The 20,948-nt window shown below is 52.5% G+C and carries 20 protein-coding genes; 8 read left to right on the forward strand and 12 right to left on the reverse strand.

What is annotated here, in order from left to right; all coding sequences use genetic code 11:
* Positions 1-238 precede the first annotated feature (238 nt).
* The gene (locus ACO0LH_RS13800; RefSeq protein WP_422941679.1) at positions 239-3,823 is read left to right on the forward strand and encodes an indolepyruvate ferredoxin oxidoreductase family protein; all 3,585 of its coding nucleotides are present in this window, start codon (positions 239-241) and stop codon (positions 3,821-3,823) included.
* A gap of 135 nt (positions 3,824-3,958) precedes the next feature.
* Positions 3,959-4,330, forward strand: a complete 372-nt coding sequence (locus ACO0LH_RS13805; RefSeq protein WP_422941680.1) for a DUF423 domain-containing protein — start codon at positions 3,959-3,961, stop codon at positions 4,328-4,330.
* Here the strand turns inward: ACO0LH_RS13805 and ACO0LH_RS13810 are convergent.
* Entirely contained in the window at positions 4,327-5,670 is a 1,344-nt protein-coding gene (locus tag ACO0LH_RS13810; RefSeq protein ID WP_422941681.1) for a reverse transcriptase family protein, read from the reverse strand. The two genes, ACO0LH_RS13805 and ACO0LH_RS13810, sit on opposite strands and share 4 nt — an antisense overlap.
* Before the next feature lie 256 nt (positions 5,671-5,926).
* Positions 5,927-6,538 (reverse strand): glutathione S-transferase family protein, encoded by a 612-nt coding sequence (locus tag ACO0LH_RS13815; RefSeq protein WP_422941682.1) that lies wholly within the window; start codon positions 6,536-6,538, stop codon positions 5,927-5,929.
* A 181-nt stretch (positions 6,539-6,719) separates the two neighbouring features.
* On the opposite strand from ACO0LH_RS13815, the gene ACO0LH_RS13820 reads away from it, so the two are divergent.
* A complete protein-coding gene (locus ACO0LH_RS13820) occupies positions 6,720-8,435 on the forward strand; it encodes an alkaline phosphatase D family protein (RefSeq protein WP_422941683.1) in 1,716 nt (571 codons plus the stop codon).
* A 22-nt stretch (positions 8,436-8,457) separates the two neighbouring features.
* Here the strand turns inward: ACO0LH_RS13820 and ACO0LH_RS13825 are convergent, their stop codons facing one another.
* Positions 8,458-9,351 carry a LysR family transcriptional regulator gene (locus tag ACO0LH_RS13825; RefSeq protein ID WP_422941684.1) on the reverse strand — a complete coding sequence of 298 codons (894 nt, stop codon included), beginning with the start codon at positions 9,349-9,351 and terminating at the stop codon, positions 8,458-8,460.
* Positions 9,352-9,417: 66 nt separating this feature from the next.
* Between ACO0LH_RS13825 and ACO0LH_RS13830 the strand changes: the two genes are divergently transcribed.
* The gene (locus ACO0LH_RS13830; RefSeq protein ID WP_422941685.1) at positions 9,418-10,293 is read left to right on the forward strand and encodes a DMT family transporter; all 876 of its coding nucleotides are present in this window, start codon (positions 9,418-9,420) and stop codon (positions 10,291-10,293) included.
* Here the strand turns inward: ACO0LH_RS13830 and ACO0LH_RS13835 are convergent, their stop codons facing one another.
* Entirely contained in the window at positions 10,294-10,758 is a 465-nt protein-coding gene (locus tag ACO0LH_RS13835; protein ID WP_422941686.1) for a GNAT family N-acetyltransferase, read from the reverse strand.
* Positions 10,759-10,941: 183 nt separating this feature from the next.
* Between ACO0LH_RS13835 and ACO0LH_RS13840 the strand changes: the two genes are divergently transcribed.
* Positions 10,942-12,402, forward strand: coding sequence for a hypothetical protein (locus ACO0LH_RS13840; RefSeq protein WP_422941687.1), 1,461 nt, complete (start codon positions 10,942-10,944; stop codon positions 12,400-12,402).
* A gap of 32 nt (positions 12,403-12,434) precedes the next feature.
* Positions 12,435-13,286 (forward strand): EamA family transporter, encoded by an 852-nt coding sequence (locus tag ACO0LH_RS13845; RefSeq protein WP_422941688.1) that lies wholly within the window; start codon positions 12,435-12,437, stop codon positions 13,284-13,286.
* Between the two features lie 25 nt (positions 13,287-13,311).
* On the opposite strand, the gene ACO0LH_RS13850 is transcribed toward ACO0LH_RS13845, so the two are convergent.
* The 4 genes from ACO0LH_RS13850 to ACO0LH_RS13865 form a co-directional block, all read right to left on the reverse strand.
* On the reverse strand, positions 13,312-13,875 hold the full coding sequence (locus ACO0LH_RS13850; RefSeq protein WP_422941689.1) for a YceI family protein: 564 nt from the start codon (positions 13,873-13,875) through the stop codon (positions 13,312-13,314).
* Positions 13,876-13,963: 88 nt separating this feature from the next.
* Entirely contained in the window at positions 13,964-14,752 is a 789-nt protein-coding gene (locus ACO0LH_RS13855; RefSeq protein WP_422941690.1) for a class I SAM-dependent methyltransferase, read from the reverse strand.
* Between the two features lie 136 nt (positions 14,753-14,888).
* Entirely contained in the window at positions 14,889-15,128 is a 240-nt protein-coding gene (locus tag ACO0LH_RS13860; RefSeq protein ID WP_422941691.1) for a helix-turn-helix domain-containing protein, read from the reverse strand.
* Positions 15,128-15,664, reverse strand: a complete 537-nt coding sequence (locus ACO0LH_RS13865) for a DUF2975 domain-containing protein (protein WP_422941692.1) — start codon at positions 15,662-15,664, stop codon at positions 15,128-15,130. The genes ACO0LH_RS13860 and ACO0LH_RS13865 overlap by 1 nt, the downstream gene beginning before the upstream one ends.
* 136 nt (positions 15,665-15,800) lie before the next feature.
* On the opposite strand from ACO0LH_RS13865, the gene ACO0LH_RS13870 reads away from it, so the two are divergent.
* Both ACO0LH_RS13870 and ACO0LH_RS13875 read left to right on the forward strand, forming a co-directional pair.
* Positions 15,801-16,634, forward strand: coding sequence for an alpha/beta hydrolase (locus ACO0LH_RS13870; protein ID WP_422941693.1), 834 nt, complete (start codon positions 15,801-15,803; stop codon positions 16,632-16,634).
* Positions 16,635-16,730: 96 nt separating this feature from the next.
* Positions 16,731-17,006 carry a hypothetical protein gene (locus tag ACO0LH_RS13875; protein WP_422941694.1) on the forward strand — a complete coding sequence of 92 codons (276 nt, stop codon included), beginning with the start codon at positions 16,731-16,733 and terminating at the stop codon, positions 17,004-17,006.
* A gap of 15 nt (positions 17,007-17,021) precedes the next feature.
* Here ACO0LH_RS13875 and ACO0LH_RS13880 read toward each other — a convergent pair whose 3' ends face one another.
* The 4 genes from ACO0LH_RS13880 to ACO0LH_RS13895 form a co-directional block, all read right to left on the reverse strand.
* The gene (locus tag ACO0LH_RS13880; RefSeq protein ID WP_422941695.1) at positions 17,022-17,732 is read right to left on the reverse strand and encodes a YoaK family protein; all 711 of its coding nucleotides are present in this window, start codon (positions 17,730-17,732) and stop codon (positions 17,022-17,024) included.
* Positions 17,733-17,781: 49 nt separating this feature from the next.
* Positions 17,782-18,192 (reverse strand): hypothetical protein, encoded by a 411-nt coding sequence (locus ACO0LH_RS13885; RefSeq protein ID WP_422941696.1) that lies wholly within the window; start codon positions 18,190-18,192, stop codon positions 17,782-17,784.
* Positions 18,189-20,069: an amidohydrolase gene (locus ACO0LH_RS13890; protein ID WP_422941697.1), complete on the reverse strand. Its 1,881-nt coding sequence runs from the start codon at positions 20,067-20,069 to the stop codon at positions 18,189-18,191. The genes ACO0LH_RS13885 and ACO0LH_RS13890 overlap by 4 nt, the downstream gene beginning before the upstream one ends.
* 79 nt (positions 20,070-20,148) lie before the next feature.
* Entirely contained in the window at positions 20,149-20,814 is a 666-nt protein-coding gene (locus ACO0LH_RS13895) for a hydrolase (protein WP_422941698.1), read from the reverse strand.
* Between the last annotated feature and the right edge of the window lie 134 nt (positions 20,815-20,948).

Below are 20,948 nucleotides of genomic sequence, written 5' to 3' on the forward strand. Positions count from 1 at the left end.
GATGGCAAAAAATAATGAAAAACCAGTACACTTTTATAAAGTGTCAGTCATACTGTACTGGTCTTATTGTGCTGTACTGTCCATTGGGACTGGCAATACAGCATGTTAATGTGCCAGATGTGGCAGAACGCATGTCATTTCTATAGATGCAATGCGTTCTCATATATGATTCACTCACAAGGTGATTCTGTTTTGTTGCGCACACCATTGCCAAACGATAAAAAAGCACGGAGACCCCATGAACGCACCCCTCAAAGCCGAGCAGCAGGCGCTGATCGACAATAATATTTCCTTAGACGACAAATTCACGCTGGAGCGCGGCCGCGCTTTCATGACAGGCACCCAGGCCTTGATACGCCTGATGATGTTGCAACGTCAGGCCGATGAAAAAGCTGGCCTCAATACTGCTGGTTATATCAGTGGTTATCGCGGCTCACCGTTGGGCAATGTCGATCTGACCGCAGCCAAGGCAAGAAAGCATCTGGAAAAGCATCATGTGAAGTTTCATCCAGGTGTCAATGAAGATCTGGCAGCCACGACTGTGTGGGGAACGCAACAGGTGAATATGTTTCCTGGCGCGAAATATGAGGGTGTGTTTGCCATGTGGTACGGCAAGGGCCCGGGTGTCGATCGTTGTGGCGACGTGTTCAAACATGCGAATCTGGCAGGGACGTCCAAACATGGTGGTGTCCTCGTTGTTGCAGGCGATGACCATGCGGCAAAATCGTCGACCGCTGCGCATCAGAGCGAACATATCCTGAAAGCCTGCGGTATCCCGGTTTTGTACCCATCTACCGTGCAAGAATATCTGGATTACGGCCTGCATGGTATTGCCATGTCGCGTTATACCGGCCTGTGGGTGTCGATGAAATGCGTGACTGATGTCGTGGAATCCGGCGCTGTCGTTGATATCGACCCGGACCGCGTGCAGCCAATTATTCCGGCAGATTTTGTCTTGCCCGCCGATGGTGTGAATATCCGCACACCAGACCCGGTGCTGGCGCAAGAAATCCGCATGAATAACTACAAATGGTATGCGGCGCTCGCTTATGCGCGCGCCAACAAGCTCAATAAAATTATCTGGGACAGCCCGGTTGCCAAGATCGGTATCATCACCGCCGGTAAATCCTACCTCGATACCCGTCAGGCACTGGCCGACCTGGGCATCGATGAGCAAGTCGCCAAAGATATAGGCATACGCCTGTATAAGATAGGCCTGACCTGGCCGCTGGAATCTGAAGGCGTGCGTGAATTTGCCACTGGCCTCGAAGAAATTTTGGTGGTTGAAGAAAAACGCCAGATCCTCGAGTACGCTCTGAAAGAAGAACTGTATAACTGGGAAGACAAAGTCCGCCCGCGCGTGGTCGGTAAGTTCGATGACAGCGGTGAATGGAGCAACCTGCATGGTTCTGGCCATGGTGAATGGCTGCTGCCCGCGACTTATGAACTGAACCCGGCACAGATTGCCCGCGCAATTGCATCGCGCATCAGCCGTTATTTTGCCGGCCACCCGGTAGAGCAACTCGTCAAGGAGCGTGTTGCTTATCTGGAAGCGAAGGAGGCCATGCTCAACGTGGTTTCGAAGCCAGATGCCAATAAAGACCGCGTGCCGCATTTCTGTTCCGGTTGCCCGCACAATACATCGACCAAAGTGCCAGAAGGCAGCCGTGCCCTGGCCGGTATCGGTTGCCATTACATGGTGACCTGGATGGATCGCGAAACGTCTACCTTCACCCACATGGGCGCAGAAGGCGTGACCTGGGTAGGCCAGGCACCATTCACTACCGAGAACCATGTGTTCTGTAATCTGGGTGATGGCACCTACTATCACTCGGGTTTGCTGGCGATACGCGCTGCGGTATCTGGCGAAGTCAATATCACCTACAAAATCCTGTTCAATGACGCTGTCGCCATGACAGGCGGGCAGGAATTCGATGGCCCGCTGGACCCTGGCATGATTTCGCGCCAGATCGCCGCTGAGGGCGTCAGCCCCATTATCGTCGTCACTGACGAGCCAGAAAAATATGGGGCAGGCTATCCATGGGCTGCTGGTGTCACCGTGCGCCATCGCAGTGAGCTTGATGCCGTGCAACGCGAACTGCGCGTTGCCAAGGGCGTCTCTGCGATGATTTATGACCAGACCTGTGCTTCTGAAAAACGCCGCCGCAGGAAAAAAATCGACAAGGATGGCAAACCTGGCTTCCCTGACCCTGCCAAACGTGCAGTCATCAATGAAGCCGTCTGTGAAGGCTGTGGTGATTGCTCAGTGCAATCGAACTGCCTGTCAGTCGAGCCGCTGGAAACCGAATTCGGTCGCAAGCGCCAGATCAACCAGTCGTCCTGCAACAAGGATTTCTCCTGCGTCACAGGTTTCTGCCCCAGCTTTGTCACCGTAGAAGGTGGCAAGCTGAAAAAACCGAAAAAGACCAAGATAGAACCAGGCAATGCACTCGATGTGAATGCACTGCCTTACCCAGCCCTGCCTGATACCAAGACACCGTTCGGTGTACTGGTCACTGGCGTTGGTGGTACTGGCGTCATCACTATCGGCCAGATCATGGCGATGGCTGCGCATTTGCAGGGTAAAGCCTGTTCCGTGCTGGACATGACAGGCCTGGCACAAAAGGGTGGCGCGGTGATGTCACACGTGCGCCTGGCTGACAAGGCAGAAGACATACAATCGACACGCGTAGGCACAGGCATGGCCGATCTGGTCATAGGCTGTGATCTGATCGTGACGGCAGGCAAGGATGCGCTGTCACGCATGGGTGAAGGCCGCACGCATGCCGCCATCAATGCCAATGGCACGCCAACCTCGACTTTCATCAAGAACCCGAATTGGCAGTTCCCTGGTGATTCGGCAGAAAACGATATCCGCAAGGCCTGCGGTGCTGACCGTGTCGATCTGATCGATGCCGCTTCGATTGCCACTGCCCTGATGGGTGACAATATTGCGACGAATATGTTTATCCTTGGTTATTCCTGGCAAAAGGGCTGGGTACCACTGGAAGAAGTTGCCTTGATGCGTGCGATTGAACTCAATGGCGTATCTATCGACTTCAACAAGCAGGCATTCAACTGGGGTCGCCTGGCTGCGCATGACCTGGCAGCCGTACAGCGTCTGGTCACGCCATCACAGGTCATAGAACTGAAACGTGCACCGACACTGGATGACACCATCAACAAGCGTGTGGCTTTCCTGACGGATTACCAGGATGCGGCTTACGCCAGCCAGTACAGCGACTTTGTGGCGCAGGTCAAAGCTGCAGAAAGCAAACTCGTCGATGGCAACAAGCCTTTGCGCCTGACAGAAGCAGTAGCGAAATACCTGTTCAAGCTGATGGCGTACAAAGACGAATATGAAGTCGCGCGTCTGTACACTGATGGCAAATTCCAAAAGAAAATTGCCGATATGTTTGAAGGTGACTACGCCATCAACTTCCACCTCGCTCCACCTTTGCTGGCCAAGCGTGATGACAAGGGGCACCTGATCAAGCAACAGTTTGGCCCGTGGATGATGAAGGCGTTCGGCTTGCTGGCCAAGTTCAAGTCTCTGCGCGGCGGTACCTTTGATATCTTCGGTTATACAGAAGAGCGCAAGATGGAACGCGCCTTGCCAGTGGAATACAAACAGACCCTGAACAAATTACTGCCTTTGCTGAATGCAGATAATTTGTCGAAGGCCGTCGCCATTGCCAGCATCCCTGAAGATATCCGTGGTTATGGTCATGTCAAGGAAAAGCATTTCAAAGCCGCCAAGGCCAAGGAAGCCAGCCTGATTGCTGAATTCAATACGGCACAGGCTGCGCAAAAAGCTGCGTAATTGAGTCCTTAAGTAAATTTTAAATCCTGAAACCGCCATGTATTGCATGGCGGTTTTTTTATGCCTGGCTTTCTGTTCGGCCAGCAAAGCTGCAAGGCTTTAAAATAGCGTTTCTCTGACACTTTGGAATCCATCATGCAAGCACGTTCTTTCATTGCTATCGCTGCCATCCTCATGTTCACAGGCGTTGCTGCCGGTGCCTTTGGTGCGCATGGCTTGAAGCAAATGCTGAGTGCCGACATGCTGGCTATCTGGCAAACGGCAGTGACTTACCAGATGGTGCATGGCCTGGGCATGCTGGCGCTGGGCATCATGTTGCAACAACAAGATAATGCCTTGTTGCGTAAGGCAGCCTGGGCCATGCTGACAGGTGTAGTGATTTTCAGTGGCAGCCTGTATGCACTGGCGCTGACGGGTGCGCGCATACTGGGTGCGATTACGCCTATAGGTGGCGTGGCCTTCCTGGCCGGTTGGGCAATGCTGGCCTGGGCGGCAATCCGTCGTTAAGCCTTAGCTGTTGAGTCTGACCAGCTGATCTGCTCAAACAAGGTTTGTAGTTTGGCCGTGCGGGCAGGATTGATCATGCGCATATAGGCGAGCTTGCCAGCCAGGTGGGCGCGAAAATTGGCATGTCCTTCGCGGTTTTGTGATGCCGGGTTGTGGCGCAGGCAGTTCGTCAATATCGCTTTCAGGGTATCGTAATCAGCGCGCTTGATATTGCAATGGCTGTTGACGACAATGCCGGTGACTTGTTGTCTGGTCGAGGCGCGCATGATGCGGGTCTTTTTGTAGTTCAATACAAAACCTTCTTCCAGCACGATGGCCGTTACCCGCGGGATAAAGCGTTGCAGGCTTTGCTCAAATTCGTCATCACCAGAAAATGTCAGGTCATCTGCATAGCGGCTATAACGGGCCTGCATGCTGCCTGCCAAGGCCTGCAGACGCATATCGAGGCGATAAGCACTGAGATTGGCGAGAGCAGGAGAGGTCGGTGCACCTTGCGGCAAATGCGGGCTGCGCAATAGATGTGCCGCGCTGATAGAGGCCTGCGGCTTGTCCGTTTTATTTCTGAAGATAGCGCCAGGTGTGCGGTTGCTGCATAGCCGTGCCAGCGTACCCGCCACGTTTTCTGGATAGCCCAGTTTGGCGAACAGGGCATGCAGGCGTGAACCTGGAATGCTCGTAAAAAAATCTTTCAAATCCAGCCTGACTACGACACGCTTCCCTGTGTGTTGTGCCGCATGGCTGATGCTCGAAAGGCCTTGCTGAAATGCCTGTGCCGCTGCATGCGGCGGTACGCGGTTCAAGAGCTGTTGCAGGATTTTGCTTTGTATATTGCGCAGACGTGACTTGGGTATTTCCAGCAAGCGCCAGCCGCCCTTTGCCTTTTCCAGCCAGCGATAATGATAGTGTCCCAGTTGTGGTACTGCCTGCGCATCCTGCCGCCATTGATCAGCAAACCAGGCGAGTTCACTGACAGTCAGGTTAAGGTGTCTGGCCAGATCAGCGGAGTTATTAAATTCAGGCAAAGCCAGGGCTTGCAGCCATGCCGGTTTTTCAGGGGTGATGGCGGGCAGCAGGCAATACTGTTTGATTTGCGGTTTGTCTTCGCCCCGCCAGGCATCGTAGTAGCCATGGTCGTCCAGTATCAATGCGGCTATTTCATGGCGGCTGTAATGATAAAAATGCCGGCCGGCATGCCGGTAAATTTTTTGACACAACGCAGGTATCCAAGGCCATTTCCTGCCTAATACCCAACTCACGTTTTTCATCAGGGCGATATGGCTGCACTCACCTGCCAGTAAGGCATCGGCGATGGCGAAGGCGACCTGCTTGGGAGTGTCCATGAGTGAAGGCAGTAGCGTATGATCGTCGGCAGCGGGGGCGGCGGAGAGCCTGCAACCAGTCTCGTGTAGTGTGAGCTGTCCTGCATGGAATGCAGGCAGGCTCACGCGATGAAATACCAGGTAAATTTATCCCGCGGGGTAACCCCACAGAGGCACTGTGGACTTTCGTCTGAGCGCCAGCTTGCAGGGTCCGCCGCAATGCGACGATAGAGTATGCAATCGAGGCTGTCAATCTTCGTATTTCAAACGGCAGGTATTACTCGCTGTATTTCTCTACCGCTCTTTGATAAGCAGGACGCGCCGCTACCATGTCAACAAAGCGTGTCAGGTTAGGAAAGGCTTCACGGCCAGCGCCGCGTACGGCAGACTGTACGGCGAAAGACAATTGTATGTCCGCGCCAGTCAGGCTGTCGCCAACGAAGTAATTACGGCCTTCCAGTTCCAGGTTCAGGTAGCTGAAATGGTTTGCCACTTCGCTGCTGATACGCGGATGCAGTGGCGCGCCAGCGTCACCCAGGCGGCCTACATACAGCTTGAGCAGCAGCGGTAACATGGCTGAACCTTCAGCATAGTGCAGGAACTGCACATAGCGGTTGTAGTCAGTCGTGCCCACAGCAGGCGCAAGGCGGCCATTGCCATACGTGCGTATCAAATAATCGATGATGGCACCGGACTCTATCAGGGTCTGGTCTTTGTCACGGATGACAGGGGCCTTGCCCAGTGGGTGTATTTTTTGCAGTTCTGGCGGTGCCAGGCGGGTCTTGGGGTCACGGTCGTAAGAGATGACGGTGTAATCGAGCCCCAGTTCTTCCAGCAACCAGGTGATACGGCGTGAGCGTGATTCTTTTAAGTGGTGGACTTCTATCATGGGAGCCTCGCGGTGTAGGAAATTGGGAAAACCCATTATGCCCAGTTTTTACTAATCGTGCGGGGTGCCTGCTTTATACGCTAGAGTATTCGTTCTAGACTTTCCTTCCAGAATCGTCGCTGGCGTCATATGCCTGACATAAGCTCACTCTACTATCTCTCATTTTCCAGGGAGTAGTCAGATGCAAAACGATCAGAAAAAAGACCAGCATTTACCCACGAATATTGCCCGACGCGGCTTTGTCATCAAAATGTCTTCCGTCGCGGCGGTCATGGCATCGGGTGGTGTGCTGACCGCCTGCGGCGGTTCTTCTCCAGAGTTGAATGGCGAGATGGCAGCTTTTAATTATGGTGTCGCCAGCGGCGATCCTTTATCTGATCGCGTCATCTTGTGGACACACGCCAAGATATCGACAGATGCCAGTGTCGACCTGACCTGGCAAATGGCGGCAGATGCGAGTTTTGCTACGGTGCTGTTTTCAGGCAAGGTCACGACAAGTCCTGCCAGCGGTTTTACCGCCAAGGTGGACGCCACAGGTTTGGCTGCCAACACTGAATATTATTATCGTTTTGTCGCACCGAACAATAGCATTTCTGCCGTGGGCCGCACCCGCACACTGCCTGTTGGCAATGTGGATCAGGTCAAGCTGGCCGTATTTTCTTGCAGTGATTATCCTGCCGGTTATTTCAATGCCTATGACAATGCCATCTCTTCCGGTGCGCAGTTTGCCTTGCATCTGGGGGACTATATTTATGAGTATAAGGACGGCGTATTCCCACCGGCAGCGTCACAGGTTGCAGGGCGTATTTCCGCACCTGCCAATGAGATCGTGACTGTCGCCGATTACCGCGCCCGTCATGCCCTGCATAAAGCAGATCCATACCTGAAAGCCCTGCATGCACGCATGCCCATGATCGCCATCTGGGATGATCATGAGTTCGCCAACAACGCCTGGATGGACGGTGCAGAAAATCATAATCCTGCAACCCAGGGCACGTGGGCGGCACGCAAGGCGGCGGCCAGCCAGGTCTATCATGAATGGATGCCGATACGTTCGCCAGATACCAGCAACCTGCTGAAGATTTACCGCTCTTTCGATTTCGGCAACCTGTTGTCATTGCATATGCTAGACACGCGCATGATAGGCCGTGAACAGGCACCAGACCGTATGCTTGATGCACAGGGGCGTGATGTGGCTGATCCCAAATTCCTGCCGTATGCCTTCAACAAGAACAAGCAATTGCTGGGCACGACCCAGCAAGCCTGGCTCGATACGCAAATGACGTCGTCGAAAGCGACCTGGCAGGTATTGGGTAACCAGACTGTCATGGGCCGTGTGCAATTACCAGCTTCGGTGCTGTCGACCAATCTGAGTGCAGATTCTGTCACCGCTTATCTGACAGCAAAAGGTACGCCTGTTGCGGCGCAAACGCAGACGCAAAAAGATTTGCTTGATCCGCTGAAAAATCCCAAAATCTCGTATAACTTCGATAACTGGGAAGGTTATCCAAATGCCCGTGATACCGTCTTTAACTCGGCAGCGAAACTGAAGACAGCGGGCAAGAAATTCCTGGTTCTGTCTGGCGACAGCCACAATGCCTGGTTCAATAAACTGACACTGACTGATGGTACACAAGTCGGCGCTGAGTTTGCGGGCATGTCGGTGACTTCAGGTGGTTTTGAAAGCGTGTTCCCGCCAGCCGTGGTGCCACCGGCAACGCTGGCAGCTACTATCAAGGCACTGGTGGATGACATCAATTATATCGATACCTATCGCCGCGGCTATATGCTGATCACAGTCACGCCTGCCCAGGCCAAGGGTGAGTATGTGTATGTCAGTACCGTCAGCAGTTCCAGTTATACCACCAGCATCGATGCATTTACTTACGCTGGTTGAGCGCGTGCAGGATGACCCTGATTTATTTCAGGTAATCCTGTACGCAATCGCTTAGAAAATCCTTCATTGCCAGCACGCGTGTGCTGGCTTTCAAGTCGCGGTGATACACCAGCCAGATATTGCGTGACAATTCTGTCTTGCAGATGCTGACTTCCATCAGGTCAGGGTCTGCATCACCGATGAAACGTGGCAACACTGCCAGGCCAACACCTGCCCTGGCTGCCTGCAACTGCACATTGGCGTTATTGCTTAGCAGCCTGGGTTCCTGGGTTTTGAAATGCTGCTTCAGCCATTGCGCCATGGGCAAATGTTCCCAATCCTTGCCCCAGCTGACATACTGTTTTGTGTCTTCATGTCGTCTGCTGCGATAGGCGGCAAAAGTCATCTTGCCGATGGCGTGGGCGATGTAATCCTGCTCACCGGGTTTTTCACCTGGGTTGGCCAGGCGCAAGGCCACATCTGCCTCGCGCCGGTTCAGGTCAACCAGTTTGATATCCACCGCCAGATCCACTTGCAGTTGTGGATGCAGTTCAAAGAGTTTTGGCAGGTGAGGCGTGACCAGGTGCACTGCCATCATCTCCGCGCAAGCAAGGCGCACATAGCCGCTGACCTGGCGACAACTGCCTGAACCGGCATCGCGCCGCTCCAGTGCCAGCAAGGCGTCTTCGACATTGATGATCAGCTCCAGCACTTCCTTGCCTTCGTCGGTCAGCAGGTAGCCGGTTTGCTGGCGCAGAAAAAGGGTATGCCCCAGTGCCGCCTCCAGTTGCTGGATATGCCGCGCAACAGTAGAGGCACTGCTGCCCAGGATCTTGGCTGCCTGACTCAGCCCGCCGTGCCGGGCTACGGCAAGCGCGTACTTGAGGTCATTCCAGTCAAAATCACGACTTTCTATTTCTGGAAAATGCTTTGCCATTTTTTGCTATATGTTTTTCAAAATTGGATGACTATAGTATCGCAATCAAAAGCTTTGGAGTAAATGATGAATATGATGACCGCCCGCTTGTTTGGTGCCACCTTTTTATGGGCCACGGTGTTTCATGTCGGCAAATTTGCCTTGCAACAGTTTTCACCTTTGACGGTAGTGAGCTGGCGTAACGGTATCGCCGCATTGGTGCTCACGGGTTTGACCCTGCCAGCCCTGCGCACGCAGTGGCTGGCCATACGTGCGCATATCGGCATCTTGCTGGTGCTGGCGCTGTTTGGTGTGCTGGGTTTCAGCCTGTTCATGTTTTACGGCCTGCGCTCTACCAGTTCAGTCAATGCTGCCCTGATCATGGCTTTTAACCCAGCGCTGATTGTTTTGTTGAATGCCTTGTTGAACCGTGAAAAAATACGCGGTTTTCAAGCGGCAGGCCTGGTGCTGGGTCTGCTGGGTGTGTTGATCGTGGTGGCGCATGGTTCCCTGCAGGCGGTGCTGAACCTGCATATTTCACATGGCGATATGCTGGTCAGCCTTTCCAGCCTGTGCTGGGCTGTGTATTGCGTGTTGCCCAGGCGCTATGCCAGCCAGGTACCGAGTGCCTTGCTGAGTAGCCTGACGGTCAGTATGGCCGCCGTCATGTTGATGCTGCTGGCTTTTGCCGAAGCGCCAGATATCTTCGTCATGCCCCACGCGCAAACTTTGCTGGCAATTGTCTTTCTGGGTCTGTTCGGCACGGTATTGCCTTATCTGTGGTGGAACCGCAGCGTACAAGAGATGGGGCCAGCCAAAGCTGGCGTGTATATGAATCTGGTACCGGTATTTGCCAGTCTGGTGGGTGTCATTCTTGGGCAACAGATGGAGGGCAGTCAGTTAGTTGGTGCTGTCTTTGTGGTCGTTGGTGTGTTGTTGACAAACAAACGGCCTGCGGCCTGATTATTCACAGCGATATTCCATCGCCAGCACCTCTGCATTTGAATCGCTTTCTATCGCTGCAAAGCCTAGCTGATGGTACAAATGCAGCGCCCCCGCATTATCACGATAAACACGCAGGCTGATGACCGGCGCGCCGGTTGTCCTGATAGCCTGTTGCATCAGTTGTTCACACAATATCCTGCCATAGCCCAGCCCGCGTACTGATGGTGAAACGATGATACGCCCCAGGTGGACACGTCGTGCGTCACGCCGCCAGAACTGGGCAAATCCAGCTACTTCCCCATTCTTGGCGACCAATACAAATGCCTGCGCTTCCGGCTTCGCCAGCAGGGCCGGCAAATCTGTACTGACGAATGGGAAGGGCAGTTGTGGCCCGGCCCAGCGGGCGCAAGCTTCGGTATTATTGATCCATTGAGCGATGACAGCATAATCGCGCAACAGGGCGGGGCGTAAGCTTGGCGGCATTTTTTAGGGTTTATCAATGAGAATTTTAAAAAGTGGCTGAATGCCACAAATTGGTGAAACCGGTATTTATTTTACAATTTAACCGTGGACTGAGCGTGTCGACTTACAGATAATTCGCACGTAGTTCTGCGTGGTTTGCAGGCCAGGTCGCTATCTCTTGATAAATCCACTTGAAAATCATCCATGTCAAACGCACTCACTGACCATGCCGGGAAAATCAGGCCGGGCTATCGCTCCAGGTTGAAAACACTGGGTCGCTGGAGCCTGAGAATCATCATGGTCATTATAGGGATCGTGCTGTCGCTGCTGGTGGTCTTCATTGTCATTAACTGGAAAGATGAAGCGTTGACGCCCGAGGCGCAAGTCTTGTTACGCGATCAGCAATTCCACGTACCTGATGCACAAAATGGTTTCTATATATTGACGATGATGAATGCAGGGCAGGACACTGACCTGTTGAAAAGAGGCATTGATAAAATAAATGCCCAGGAAGCGCTATATCAAAAAGATAAAGTTTATTATGAAAGCCACGCTCATCCTGAGCCTGATGAGGCCTACCTGAGCTTCCACTGGGACCATCATCGTTGCAAACAAACGCTACAAAATTGTGTGCAGATGGATCTGGCAAAACGCGCCGAATTGTCGCTACAGATGGCCAGCAACCAGGTGCTGACACGGCGTTACGCACTGATGCGCCAAATGGGTGACTATGAAGAACACCTGATACCCGCCATCAATGCAGGCTTGCCACAATACAGCAGCTTAAGCCGGGCAATGGATTTATTGCTGACACAGGTCGTTTTTGATATCGCTGACGGCAAACTGGATACGGGTTTGCAACTGCTGGAAAGTAATGACCGTTATCTCAGAGTGGCATTGAAAAACAGTTCCAGCCTCATTTCCAAAATGGTGATGCAGACTGCGCTGCGCAAGCAGGCGCGGACGGTCAGCGAACTGCTGGTTTTATATCCGGCACTGACCGAGCGATATGCAGAGCGTATCAGCGTGCTGGTACGTCCCATGACCCAGTCTGAAAAAAGTCTGGAGCGGCCATTTTTATATGAGGCAAGTGCGCAGGCAAATTTCTTCCACAATCTGCGCGCCAACCTGGCGATGACGCAAGACCAATCAGAAATTGCGCCGTGGCCATTGAATGTGCTCAATAATTTTTCTTTCCAGCCTAATGCAAGCACCAATATGGTCGCCAGTAACTGGAATATCGTTATCGATGCGGCCCGAAATATAGCACAAGATTATAGTGCCTTAAAAGAAAACCTGAAAAAAATGCGTGATCCCTTGAACACCAGCGGTATTTCTTTTTACCTTGGCCATGCCTACAACCCGGTCGGAAAAATCCTCATGCAGGTAAGCATGCCAGATTATGTTTTCACTTATATTGGCAAGAGCCTTGATACCGATGGCTATCTGCGCCTGATCAGTCTGCAGGCAGAAATCCTGCGCAAGAAAATCCCGGATGCGGACATACCTGCTTATCTTGAACATGCGCCAGCGGCGTTGCGCAGCCCCTATGACGGCTCGGCAATGCTATGGGATGGCAAGGCCGCGCAACTGAAATTTATCGGGCATGAAAAAGCCAGCAGCAATCCAGATGCGGGTAATATTAATATCGTCGTTTTGCATTAGCCCCGATCTTGGCGCAGTGACGCCATCAATGTATGTCAACAATCGTTGTCGCAATTGTCTTGTTCGCTGCCTTCCTGCATGCTGTCTGGAACGCCGTTATCAAGGTTGGTGAAAGCAAGTATTTCAACACCGTACTGGTCACCAGCGGCGCAGGTCTTGTCTGCGCACTGATTCTGCCTTTTGTCACACCACCCGCTATCGCCAGTTGGGCTTACATACTTGCCTCGGTCGTTTTGCAGCTTATTTATTTTTATCTGCTGGCAGCTGCCTACCGGGTTGGCGACATGAGTCAGGCTTATCCACTCATGCGCGGTACCGCTCCTCTGCTGGTCGCTGTTGCCAGCGGCAGCATCATCGGTGAAGCTGTTCCACCCATGCGCTGGTTGGGACTGGGTATGCTGGTTCTGGGCATCATGGGATTATCGCTGCTGGATCAGGGGGCACAAAAAAAGCAGACCAGTGGTTTTTCTGCCCGTGGCTTTGCGCTATTGAATGCGGTTTTTATTGCGGGCTATACGATAGTGGATGGTATCGGCGTACGCAAGTCGGCTGCGCCTGCGGCTTATACCTTGTGGATATTTTTGCTGACAGCATTATTATTGTTAACCCATATCTTGCTGAGAGACAGGCATGCGTTTTTCAATTACGGCAAAGGTAAATATTTGCTGGGTATAGCGGGGGGCAGTTGTTCAGTCGCTTCTTATGGCCTTGCGCTGTGGGCGATGACGCTGGCACCCGTGGCCACCATTGCTGCCTTGCGTGAAACTTCCATTTTATTTGCCACCGCGATTGCCGCCTGGATTTTGCATGAGAAAATTTCTGCAAAGCGGCTGGCCGCTATCTTGCTGGCGGTAGCTGGGGCAATTGTTATTCGCTACACTTGATCAGGGCTTGAGCAAGTAGGGCGGATTAATCCTTGATCGCTTCCACACTGAATGACAAGGTCACTTCATCGCTGACAAAGGGCACGTAGCGACCAACACCAAAATCGCTGCGCAGTATTTTTGTGCTGCCATTTGCCCCGCACGCACGCTTCAGGTACAGGATCATGAAGCGGCATTCAAATTGTGTGATATCGACGGTGACCTTGCGTGTGACATCCTTGATCGTCAAGTCACCTTCGACCTGTACCAGCCGGTCTTCATTGAAGACCATCCTGTTCGACTGAAAAGAGATTTTCGGATACTTTTCTGCGTTGAAAAAACTCTCTGAACGCAAGATTTTATTGAACGTTTCTGTGCCAGTGTTAATGGAGTCAGCATCTATGGCAATTTGCAAGCTACCCGTTTTGCTGGCCGTATCGATTTCTATGCTGCCGCTGTTTTTATCAAAACGCCCGCGCTGTACGGATAAGCCCCAATGCTGGTATTCAAAGTAACTGAACGTATGTTCCGGGTCGACCTGGTATTTATCTGCGGCGATTGCCGTCATGCTCAAGCCGGACAATAGCAGTAACAGGCATTTCTTGAACATGGTCGTTCCAAAATAAAAAGGCAGTAGCAGCCATCATAAGCTGTTACTGCCTGTCTTGCCAGTGTCGTGCCGTTTGGGCACTAAAACCTTATGGTTTGACGAACTTCAACGTCATTCTGTCGCTTTCACCGATGGCTTCATATTTGGCTTTGTCTTTATCCTTGTTGGCAAAGGTTGGCGGCAAAGCCCAGACGCCATTTTCATGATCGGCATTGTCTTTCGGGTTGGCATTGACTTCAGATTTCCCGGCCAGCTTGAAGCCTACGCTTTCAGCCAGTTTGATGACATAGCTTTCATGTACATAACCTGTGCTGGCTTTTTCATCCTGGGTTTTGCTGGCTGGCAGGCGATGTTCAACCACGCCAAAGACCCCACCTGGTTTTAAGGTGTCATAGGCACTCTGGAAGAGGGTCTTCATGGCAGGTTCACCACTTTCTATCCAGTTATGGATATTCCTGAAAGTCAGCACCATATCAGCGCTGCCCTTGGCCGCATAATCAAGTTTGGCTGGCGGTGAAAAGACCCCCATTTGTACCTTGCCATAGACGGCTGGCGTAGCGTCCAGTTTTTGTTTGAAGTTGGCGGCTCCCTTGCTGACAGCGGGGTCGCCCAGAGCAGCAATCATCTTGCCATTGTCACGCAGATATGGCGCCAGTATTTCTGTATACCAGCCACCGCCTGGTGCCAGTTCTACCACTGTCATGTTGGGTTTGATGCCAAAAAAAGTCAGGGTTTCATAAGGGTGTCGTGCACTGTCGCGTACTGCGTTGGCAGGTGTACGCTGTTGACCGGCGATGGCTGCTTTCAAGGCATCATCGGCCAGGGCGATATTGCTGACACCCAGTATCAGGCTCATGGCGAGCAAAAACTGTTTCATTCGGAGTCTCCTTTATAAAGATACTATGACTGGCAAGTGACTTAAAACGTTCCATGTCGGCTACAAGTATTCGATGTGCAGCGCATCATAAGTCAATCAGACCGATTGATGAAAATACCTTATCCGTCGTAAGGGTTTATGTGGTTTCTTCGTCATCGCTGAAGTCTTTGCCATCATCCACCCATTCCATGATGTCCCCGGGTTGGCAAGCCAGTCTTTGACAAATTTTTTCCAGCGTGGAAAAGCGTACGCCTTTTACTTTGCCAGACTTCAGCAGGGACAGGTTTTGTTCCGTGATGCCGACGTATTGTGCCAGTTCCTTGGATTTGACCTTGCGCCTGGCCAGCATGACATCGAGGTTAATGATGATGCTCATCAGATGAAAGCCTCGTTTTCTTCGGCCAGCCTGCGTCCTTCGTGCATGATGCCGATGACCAGGTAAAACACCGTGCAGACCAGTAACAGGACCAGTTCTTCGGTACTGACCGAGACAGAAAATTTGCCAGTATGTTCCCCCGGCAATAACAGGTAGGCTGCGGTACGTACCGGTGGTTCGATGATGGAAAGCACGGTAGACAAGCTGATTGCCCCGGCAAACGTGCGCAGGCGGCCTATGCTTTGCAGCGAAAACATGGTGGCTTGATTGAGCCTGGCCAGCAATCGATCCAGATTCCATAAGCCGATTGCCATGCTGATGATGACAGGCAAACCTGTTAACACCCCCAGCCAGCGTTCAGCGCTGCTCAAATTCTGCATTTCTTGCTGGCTGAGTCCTTTGGCAACGACCCGCATCAGCCAGGTGCCCAGACTGGGCAAGGTACTCGTCCACGCCAGGATAAAGAAAAGCACTTGCGTCAAAAAGCATAGCAAAAGCAGTATGCGAATCAGGCGGCATTGTGTAGGCGTCGTCATAAATAAATGTTTTATAATTATAAATTATCGTTTTACAGTAATTAATTTCTGTTATATTTGGATTGTAATTGAAAACAACCGCCTTTTGGCAGGAGATATGATGCGAAGAATAGGGATATGGATTTGTGCAGCCGTGATGTCATTGAGTTTGTCGGCCTGCATGACGGTACACGTCAGTGAAAACAATTTCATTCATCCCGACAGCAGGTCAGGTGTGACAATAAATGAAAAATTTGATGACGCCGAGTTGCAGCGGGCCTTGCCGGGTGCCAGCCTGCAAAAGCTGACACTGGATACGACAGAAGCGCAGGTATTACAGGGCGTGGATGTACGCCAGGCTGCTGCCAGGGCCACAGTTTTATATTTTGGCGGCAATATGTTCCATATCGACAATTCCGCCAGGCATGTGGTGTCTGCGCTGGGCCAGTGCAAAGTCAATGTGGTGATGTTTGATTACCGCGGCTATGGTCGCAGCAGTGGAGAACCTGGTGTGATCAACATGCAGTCTGACGCCCTGCGCATTTATGATCTTGTCAGGGCACAAACCAGCGGCAAGCTGATTGTACATGGGCAGTCGCTGGGCAGTTTTATCGCGGGCCATGTGGCAAAAAACCGGCCTGTCGATGGCTTGATACTGGAATCAACCGCAACCAACGCGCATGACTGGGCGATGGCGACTGCCCCCTGGTTTGCCAGACCCTTTATCAACATTGAATTGAGCCCGGCAGTGCAGGGCATAGATAACGCAGCAGCAGTCTCTTCCTATCACGGGCCAGCGCTGGTTTTGGTTGGGGATAAGGACAATGTCACGCCACAGCACCTGGGACGCAAGGTGTTCGAGGCCTTGCCAGGTGCATCCAGGCGTTTTGTCATCAGCCCGGGCGGTGGACACAATGGCTTGTTACAGCGCGCCGATATCATGGATGCGTATTGCGGTTTCATTGATACCGTGAAGAACACATTGCCGTAAAGAATGCTGCGCAGGCAAATAAGAATTTTGTGAATAAAAATAAATCAGCCAGCAATATATTTATAATGAGACTCGTATTTTTGGTAAACAAGTTCCATGAAGAAATTATGCCTGTTGCTGGCGCTTATTTTCCCCATCACTTGTCTGGCGCAGACAGCGGTATTTCGTTGTGAGGTCGATGGCAAGGTCGTGTGGTCTGATCAACCTTGTAAAAGCAAAGGCAAAGCCGTAGTCGTCAAACGTTTGCAGTCTGGCAGGATCAATGCATCCAATCGTTATGGGGATGCAGATGACAGGACTGCGGCCACCCCGTCCAATTCTGTTAAATCATCAAGCACACCCGAACCTGCCAAACCCGCACCAGGCAAATAAATTCTTTGCGGCATTTCACTGACGCTGATCTGCAATGCGTATCAGGATCAGCAAGACAGCAATCACCGGCAGGACAGCAACAAAACCCATGGCCACATAGGCCAGCGCGCCACCCACTGCACCAACAACAAAACCTGCTACCGCCGGTATGAAACGCCGTATGCGTTCACGCGCGACAGCATTGCCGGACAGGGCATCTACCAGGTCGATGATAATTTGCGTGACATTGCCGGTCATGACCGTCGTCGGTACCAGGCTGGCCAGGCTCAGGCGGCTCGTGCCGTTTTGCAGGCCCATTGCCAGCGCACCTGTCATGCCCGTGATGATGGCTGTCAAGCCATGATCTGAGCCAAGGTCAGGCCGGAAAATCATTCCCGCCAGGGCAAAGGCCAGAAGCAATACGGCTTCCAGCGCCAGCAAGATTTTTACAATGTTGTTGCTGCCGCGGGCTGACAGATAGCCGTGTGTCCATTTGGCCATCAAGACCCCGATGACAAAGGCCGGAAAGGCCAGAAACTTTAAAGTCATGCCGCTGCCGCCATGCACAAAGGCCGCACCGATCAATACAAAGTTACCTGTCACGTGAGCCGTAAATAAACCAAACAAGGCAATAAAACCCAGGGTATCGATATATGCGGCAACCAGCGCCAGCAGGGGAGCCATCCATGGGTGAAATGCAGGAGCAGCATTGGTGCCGGGTGTTGCTGAAGCGGTGTTGGCTTGCATGAGAAATTCCAGTTTTTTTGTATGCTTGTTTGACTCAAGTTGCTAGCAATCAAGTCACCAATAAAGCCGTGGCTGCCATTAACAGGCCACCGACAAGTGCAATATGCTCGAGAAATACCGTCAGCATGCGCCGTACATCCCTGCTACTGGCTTCCCGCCAGAAAGCATGGAACAAGACAGTTGCCATGGAGGTAAAACCGGCAAGTGCAAGCGCTGACCAGCCGCCGAAGTGACGCGCTGCCGGGTAAGCCGGAAAGAAAGCTGCCCCCAGCAAACCGGCGGCACCAAGTGCCTGCAATAGTACCGTGCCGCTCAACAAAAGCACGGGAAAAAATCGCAATTGTTCGCGTACCTCGGCAAGACCTTCCTGCCAGTGCAGCAGCTTGTCAAGCGCGCTCCAGACAAACACCAGCGCCAGCAGCGACAAAGCCAGCCCTTGTGCTGATAGTGGTAATGTCATAGCCAGCATGCGCAGCCAAGCGCACCCCAAAAACTTTTCTCATCCGATACCGGCACAGGATTGAGCCAGCTCGATGTATGCCCATGGCCATGTACCTGACATGGCTTGGCACAACAATCGCCATGCATGACTTGTTTTTTTATATGGCCAGCCTGGCCAGGCTTTTGTTTGACAGGTTCACGCCAGTAACCGCCAAAGGCATTGGTGGGTGCCCAGTCATTCGCGGCGCGTGGCGTTGGTGGCGCAAGTTTGGAAAATTCATCATCACCATGCACGACCTTGCCACCGACGACAGTCAGGTGCGATACCAGGCTGGCAATATCCATTTCGGGGATGGCAAAAAGATCTGCCGAAGGCACGATGAAGTCGGCCAGCTGGCCGGCCTTGATCTGTCCCTGTTTGCCATCGGCATTGGCAAACCATGCACTGCCTGTGGTCCACAGGCGCAATGCAGTTTCCCTGTCCAGCAGGTTATCTGACTGATACAAGCTGGTGCCACCCACGGTTCTGCCAGTGATCATCCATGACAGGCTGACCCAGGGGTTATAACTGGCAACACGTGTGGCGTCGGTACCACCGCCAACGGGGATGCCGGCATCAAGCATGCGTCTGACCGGTGGAGAATGCGCGGCTTTCTGGCTGCCATAGCGTTCGATGAAATATTCGCCCTGATAGGCCATGCGGTGCTGGATGGCGATACCACCGCCCAATGCCCTGACGCGATCTATATTTTGCGGGCTGATGGTTTCTGCATGATCAAAGAACCAGTGCAGGTTATTGAACGGAATATCACGGTTAACACGTTCAAAAGTATCCAGTGCGCGGCTGATGGTTTCATCGTAGGTGGCATGCAGACGGAAGGGCCAGCGTTTTTCCACCAGCAGGCGCACCACGTGCTCCAGTTCATCTTCCATGCTGTCAGCCAGGTTTGGCCGTGGTTCGCGGAAATCTTCAAAATCGGCGGCAGAAAACACCAGCATTTCACCTGCACCATTGTGGCGATACATGGTGTTGCCTGATAGCGGTGGCAGCATATCGCTCCAGGTCTGGAAATCTTCAACTTCCTGCTTCGGCCTCTGGGTAAACAGGTTATAGGCAATGCGCACCGTCAGCTCGCCATCGTTTTGCAACTTCTCGATGATACGATAGTCATCGGGGTAATTCTGGAAACCGCCGCCTGCATCAATGACCGAGGTAATGCCCAGACGATTCAGTTCGCGCATGAAGAGCCGGGTTGAAATCTCTTGTGCATCGGGGTCCAGTTTTGGTCCCTTGGCCAGCGTCGCATACAGGATCATGGCATTCGGTTTTGCCAGCAAGAGGCCGCTAGGGTTGCCATGACTGTCGCGTTCTATCTCGCCGCCTGGCGGGCTGGGCGTATCTTTGGTGTAACCGACAGCGCTCAAGGCGGCGCCATTCAATAATGCGCGGTCATACAGGTGCAAAATAAATACCGGTGTATCTGGCGCGGCAGCATTGATTTCTGCCAAAGTCGGCAAGCGTTTTTCGGCAAACTGGTGCTCGGTAAAACCACCCACCACGCGCACCCATTGTGGTGCTGGCGTACGGGCGACCTGTTCCTTCAGCATGCGCATTGCGTCTGCCAGTGATGGCACACCGTCCCAGCGCAATTCCATCGTGTAGTTCAGCCCGGCGCGTACCAGATGGGTATGGCTGTCATGCAGCCCCGGAATTGCCGACCGGCCTTTCAGGTCAATGACCGTGGTGCTGTCACCAAGGTGACGGAGCACTTCATCCGCATCACCCACGGCGATGAACTTGCCATCGGCAATCGCTACCGCACTTGCCTGCGGATTTTGCTTGTCGAGCGTGGTGAAGCGGCCATTCAGGTAAATCGTATCGGCGAGTGTGATCATGATGTCAGATGTCAGTAAGATTGATCAGATGCTGCCATGCCCCTGGACTGAATATTCCCGGGACATGACCTGCTTCACTTCATTGTCGCTCAAACGCGACTTTGCGTGCGGCCATTTTGTGTACATGCGTGATCGCATAATCTATTCCAGAACCATATGCACCGCTGTGATCAAGCACGACACCGGTTGTGCCTTCGTACGTATCTTTCTTCGCCCAGTCACGTTGCAACTCCAGCAGATATTGCTGCCAGGTCAGAGGCACAGCACCTGCCTGTATCATGCGCTGCAAGGCCATGTTATGTGCCGCCGCCGATGTGCCACCCGACGCGTCTTCGACAAAATACACTTCATAGCCGTCACGCATGGCTTCGAGCACGGGGAAGGTCAGGCAGACCTCTGTCCACAGCGCGGCAAACACCAGTTTTTTGCGGCCAAAGTTTTTCAATTCAGTTTTGACGGCTTCATCATCCCAGGTATTCATCGATGTGCGCTCGAAGATTTTATTGTCTGGCAGCACAGCCAGCAATTCAGGCCAGATTTCGCCAGAAAAACCGGCAGTCTCCACTGAAGTCAGTACGGTCGGCACTTGAAATACCCTGGCAGACCTGGCCAGAGCCACGACATTGTTTTTCAATAGCTGGCGGTCTATGCCACTGGCAACGCCGAACGTCATTTGTGGCTGATGATCGATCAGGATCAGGCTGTGGTTGGCGGGGGTCAGTAAATCCAGTTTTGGGCTAGTCATGATCTTGGTTCTCCGAAAAATTCAAGTTTGGTTTTGTACTAAAGTCTTTGTTTGCAGACATGAGTAAGCTTAGTTTGTTTCCAGATTGAACACTAGATAGTAGAATAGAGGCATTGCGTATCTAAATTGGAAAC

Origin of the sequence: Undibacterium sp. TJN19, from assembly GCF_049339485.1 — a bacterium.
Lineage (GTDB): Bacteria > Pseudomonadota > Gammaproteobacteria > Burkholderiales > Burkholderiaceae_D > Undibacterium.

Coding starts and splice junctions, on each gene's coding strand:
- ACO0LH_RS13800 (WP_422941679.1), top strand. CDS start 239: ATGAACGCACCCCTCAAAGCCGAGCAGCAGGCGCTGATCGACAATAAT.
- ACO0LH_RS13805 (WP_422941680.1), top strand. CDS start 3,959: ATGCAAGCACGTTCTTTCATTGCTATCGCTGCCATCCTCATGTTCACA.
- ACO0LH_RS13810 (WP_422941681.1), bottom strand. CDS start 5,670: ATGGACACTCCCAAGCAGGTCGCCTTCGCCATCGCCGATGCCTTACTG.
- ACO0LH_RS13815 (WP_422941682.1), bottom strand. CDS start 6,538: ATGATAGAAGTCCACCACTTAAAAGAATCACGCTCACGCCGTATCACC.
- ACO0LH_RS13820 (WP_422941683.1), top strand. CDS start 6,720: ATGCAAAACGATCAGAAAAAAGACCAGCATTTACCCACGAATATTGCC.
- ACO0LH_RS13825 (WP_422941684.1), bottom strand. CDS start 9,351: ATGGCAAAGCATTTTCCAGAAATAGAAAGTCGTGATTTTGACTGGAAT.
- ACO0LH_RS13830 (WP_422941685.1), top strand. CDS start 9,418: ATGAATATGATGACCGCCCGCTTGTTTGGTGCCACCTTTTTATGGGCC.
- ACO0LH_RS13835 (WP_422941686.1), bottom strand. CDS start 10,758: ATGCCGCCAAGCTTACGCCCCGCCCTGTTGCGCGATTATGCTGTCATC.
- ACO0LH_RS13840 (WP_422941687.1), top strand. CDS start 10,942: ATGTCAAACGCACTCACTGACCATGCCGGGAAAATCAGGCCGGGCTAT.
- ACO0LH_RS13845 (WP_422941688.1), top strand. CDS start 12,435: ATGTCAACAATCGTTGTCGCAATTGTCTTGTTCGCTGCCTTCCTGCAT.
- ACO0LH_RS13850 (WP_422941689.1), bottom strand. CDS start 13,875: ATGTTCAAGAAATGCCTGTTACTGCTATTGTCCGGCTTGAGCATGACG.
- ACO0LH_RS13855 (WP_422941690.1), bottom strand. CDS start 14,752: ATGAAACAGTTTTTGCTCGCCATGAGCCTGATACTGGGTGTCAGCAAT.
- ACO0LH_RS13860 (WP_422941691.1), bottom strand. CDS start 15,128: ATGAGCATCATCATTAACCTCGATGTCATGCTGGCCAGGCGCAAGGTC.
- ACO0LH_RS13865 (WP_422941692.1), bottom strand. CDS start 15,664: ATGACGACGCCTACACAATGCCGCCTGATTCGCATACTGCTTTTGCTA.
- ACO0LH_RS13870 (WP_422941693.1), top strand. CDS start 15,801: ATGTCATTGAGTTTGTCGGCCTGCATGACGGTACACGTCAGTGAAAAC.
- ACO0LH_RS13875 (WP_422941694.1), top strand. CDS start 16,731: ATGAAGAAATTATGCCTGTTGCTGGCGCTTATTTTCCCCATCACTTGT.
- ACO0LH_RS13880 (WP_422941695.1), bottom strand. CDS start 17,732: ATGCAAGCCAACACCGCTTCAGCAACACCCGGCACCAATGCTGCTCCT.
- ACO0LH_RS13885 (WP_422941696.1), bottom strand. CDS start 18,192: ATGACATTACCACTATCAGCACAAGGGCTGGCTTTGTCGCTGCTGGCG.
- ACO0LH_RS13890 (WP_422941697.1), bottom strand. CDS start 20,069: ATGATCACACTCGCCGATACGATTTACCTGAATGGCCGCTTCACCACG.
- ACO0LH_RS13895 (WP_422941698.1), bottom strand. CDS start 20,814: ATGACTAGCCCAAAACTGGATTTACTGACCCCCGCCAACCACAGCCTG.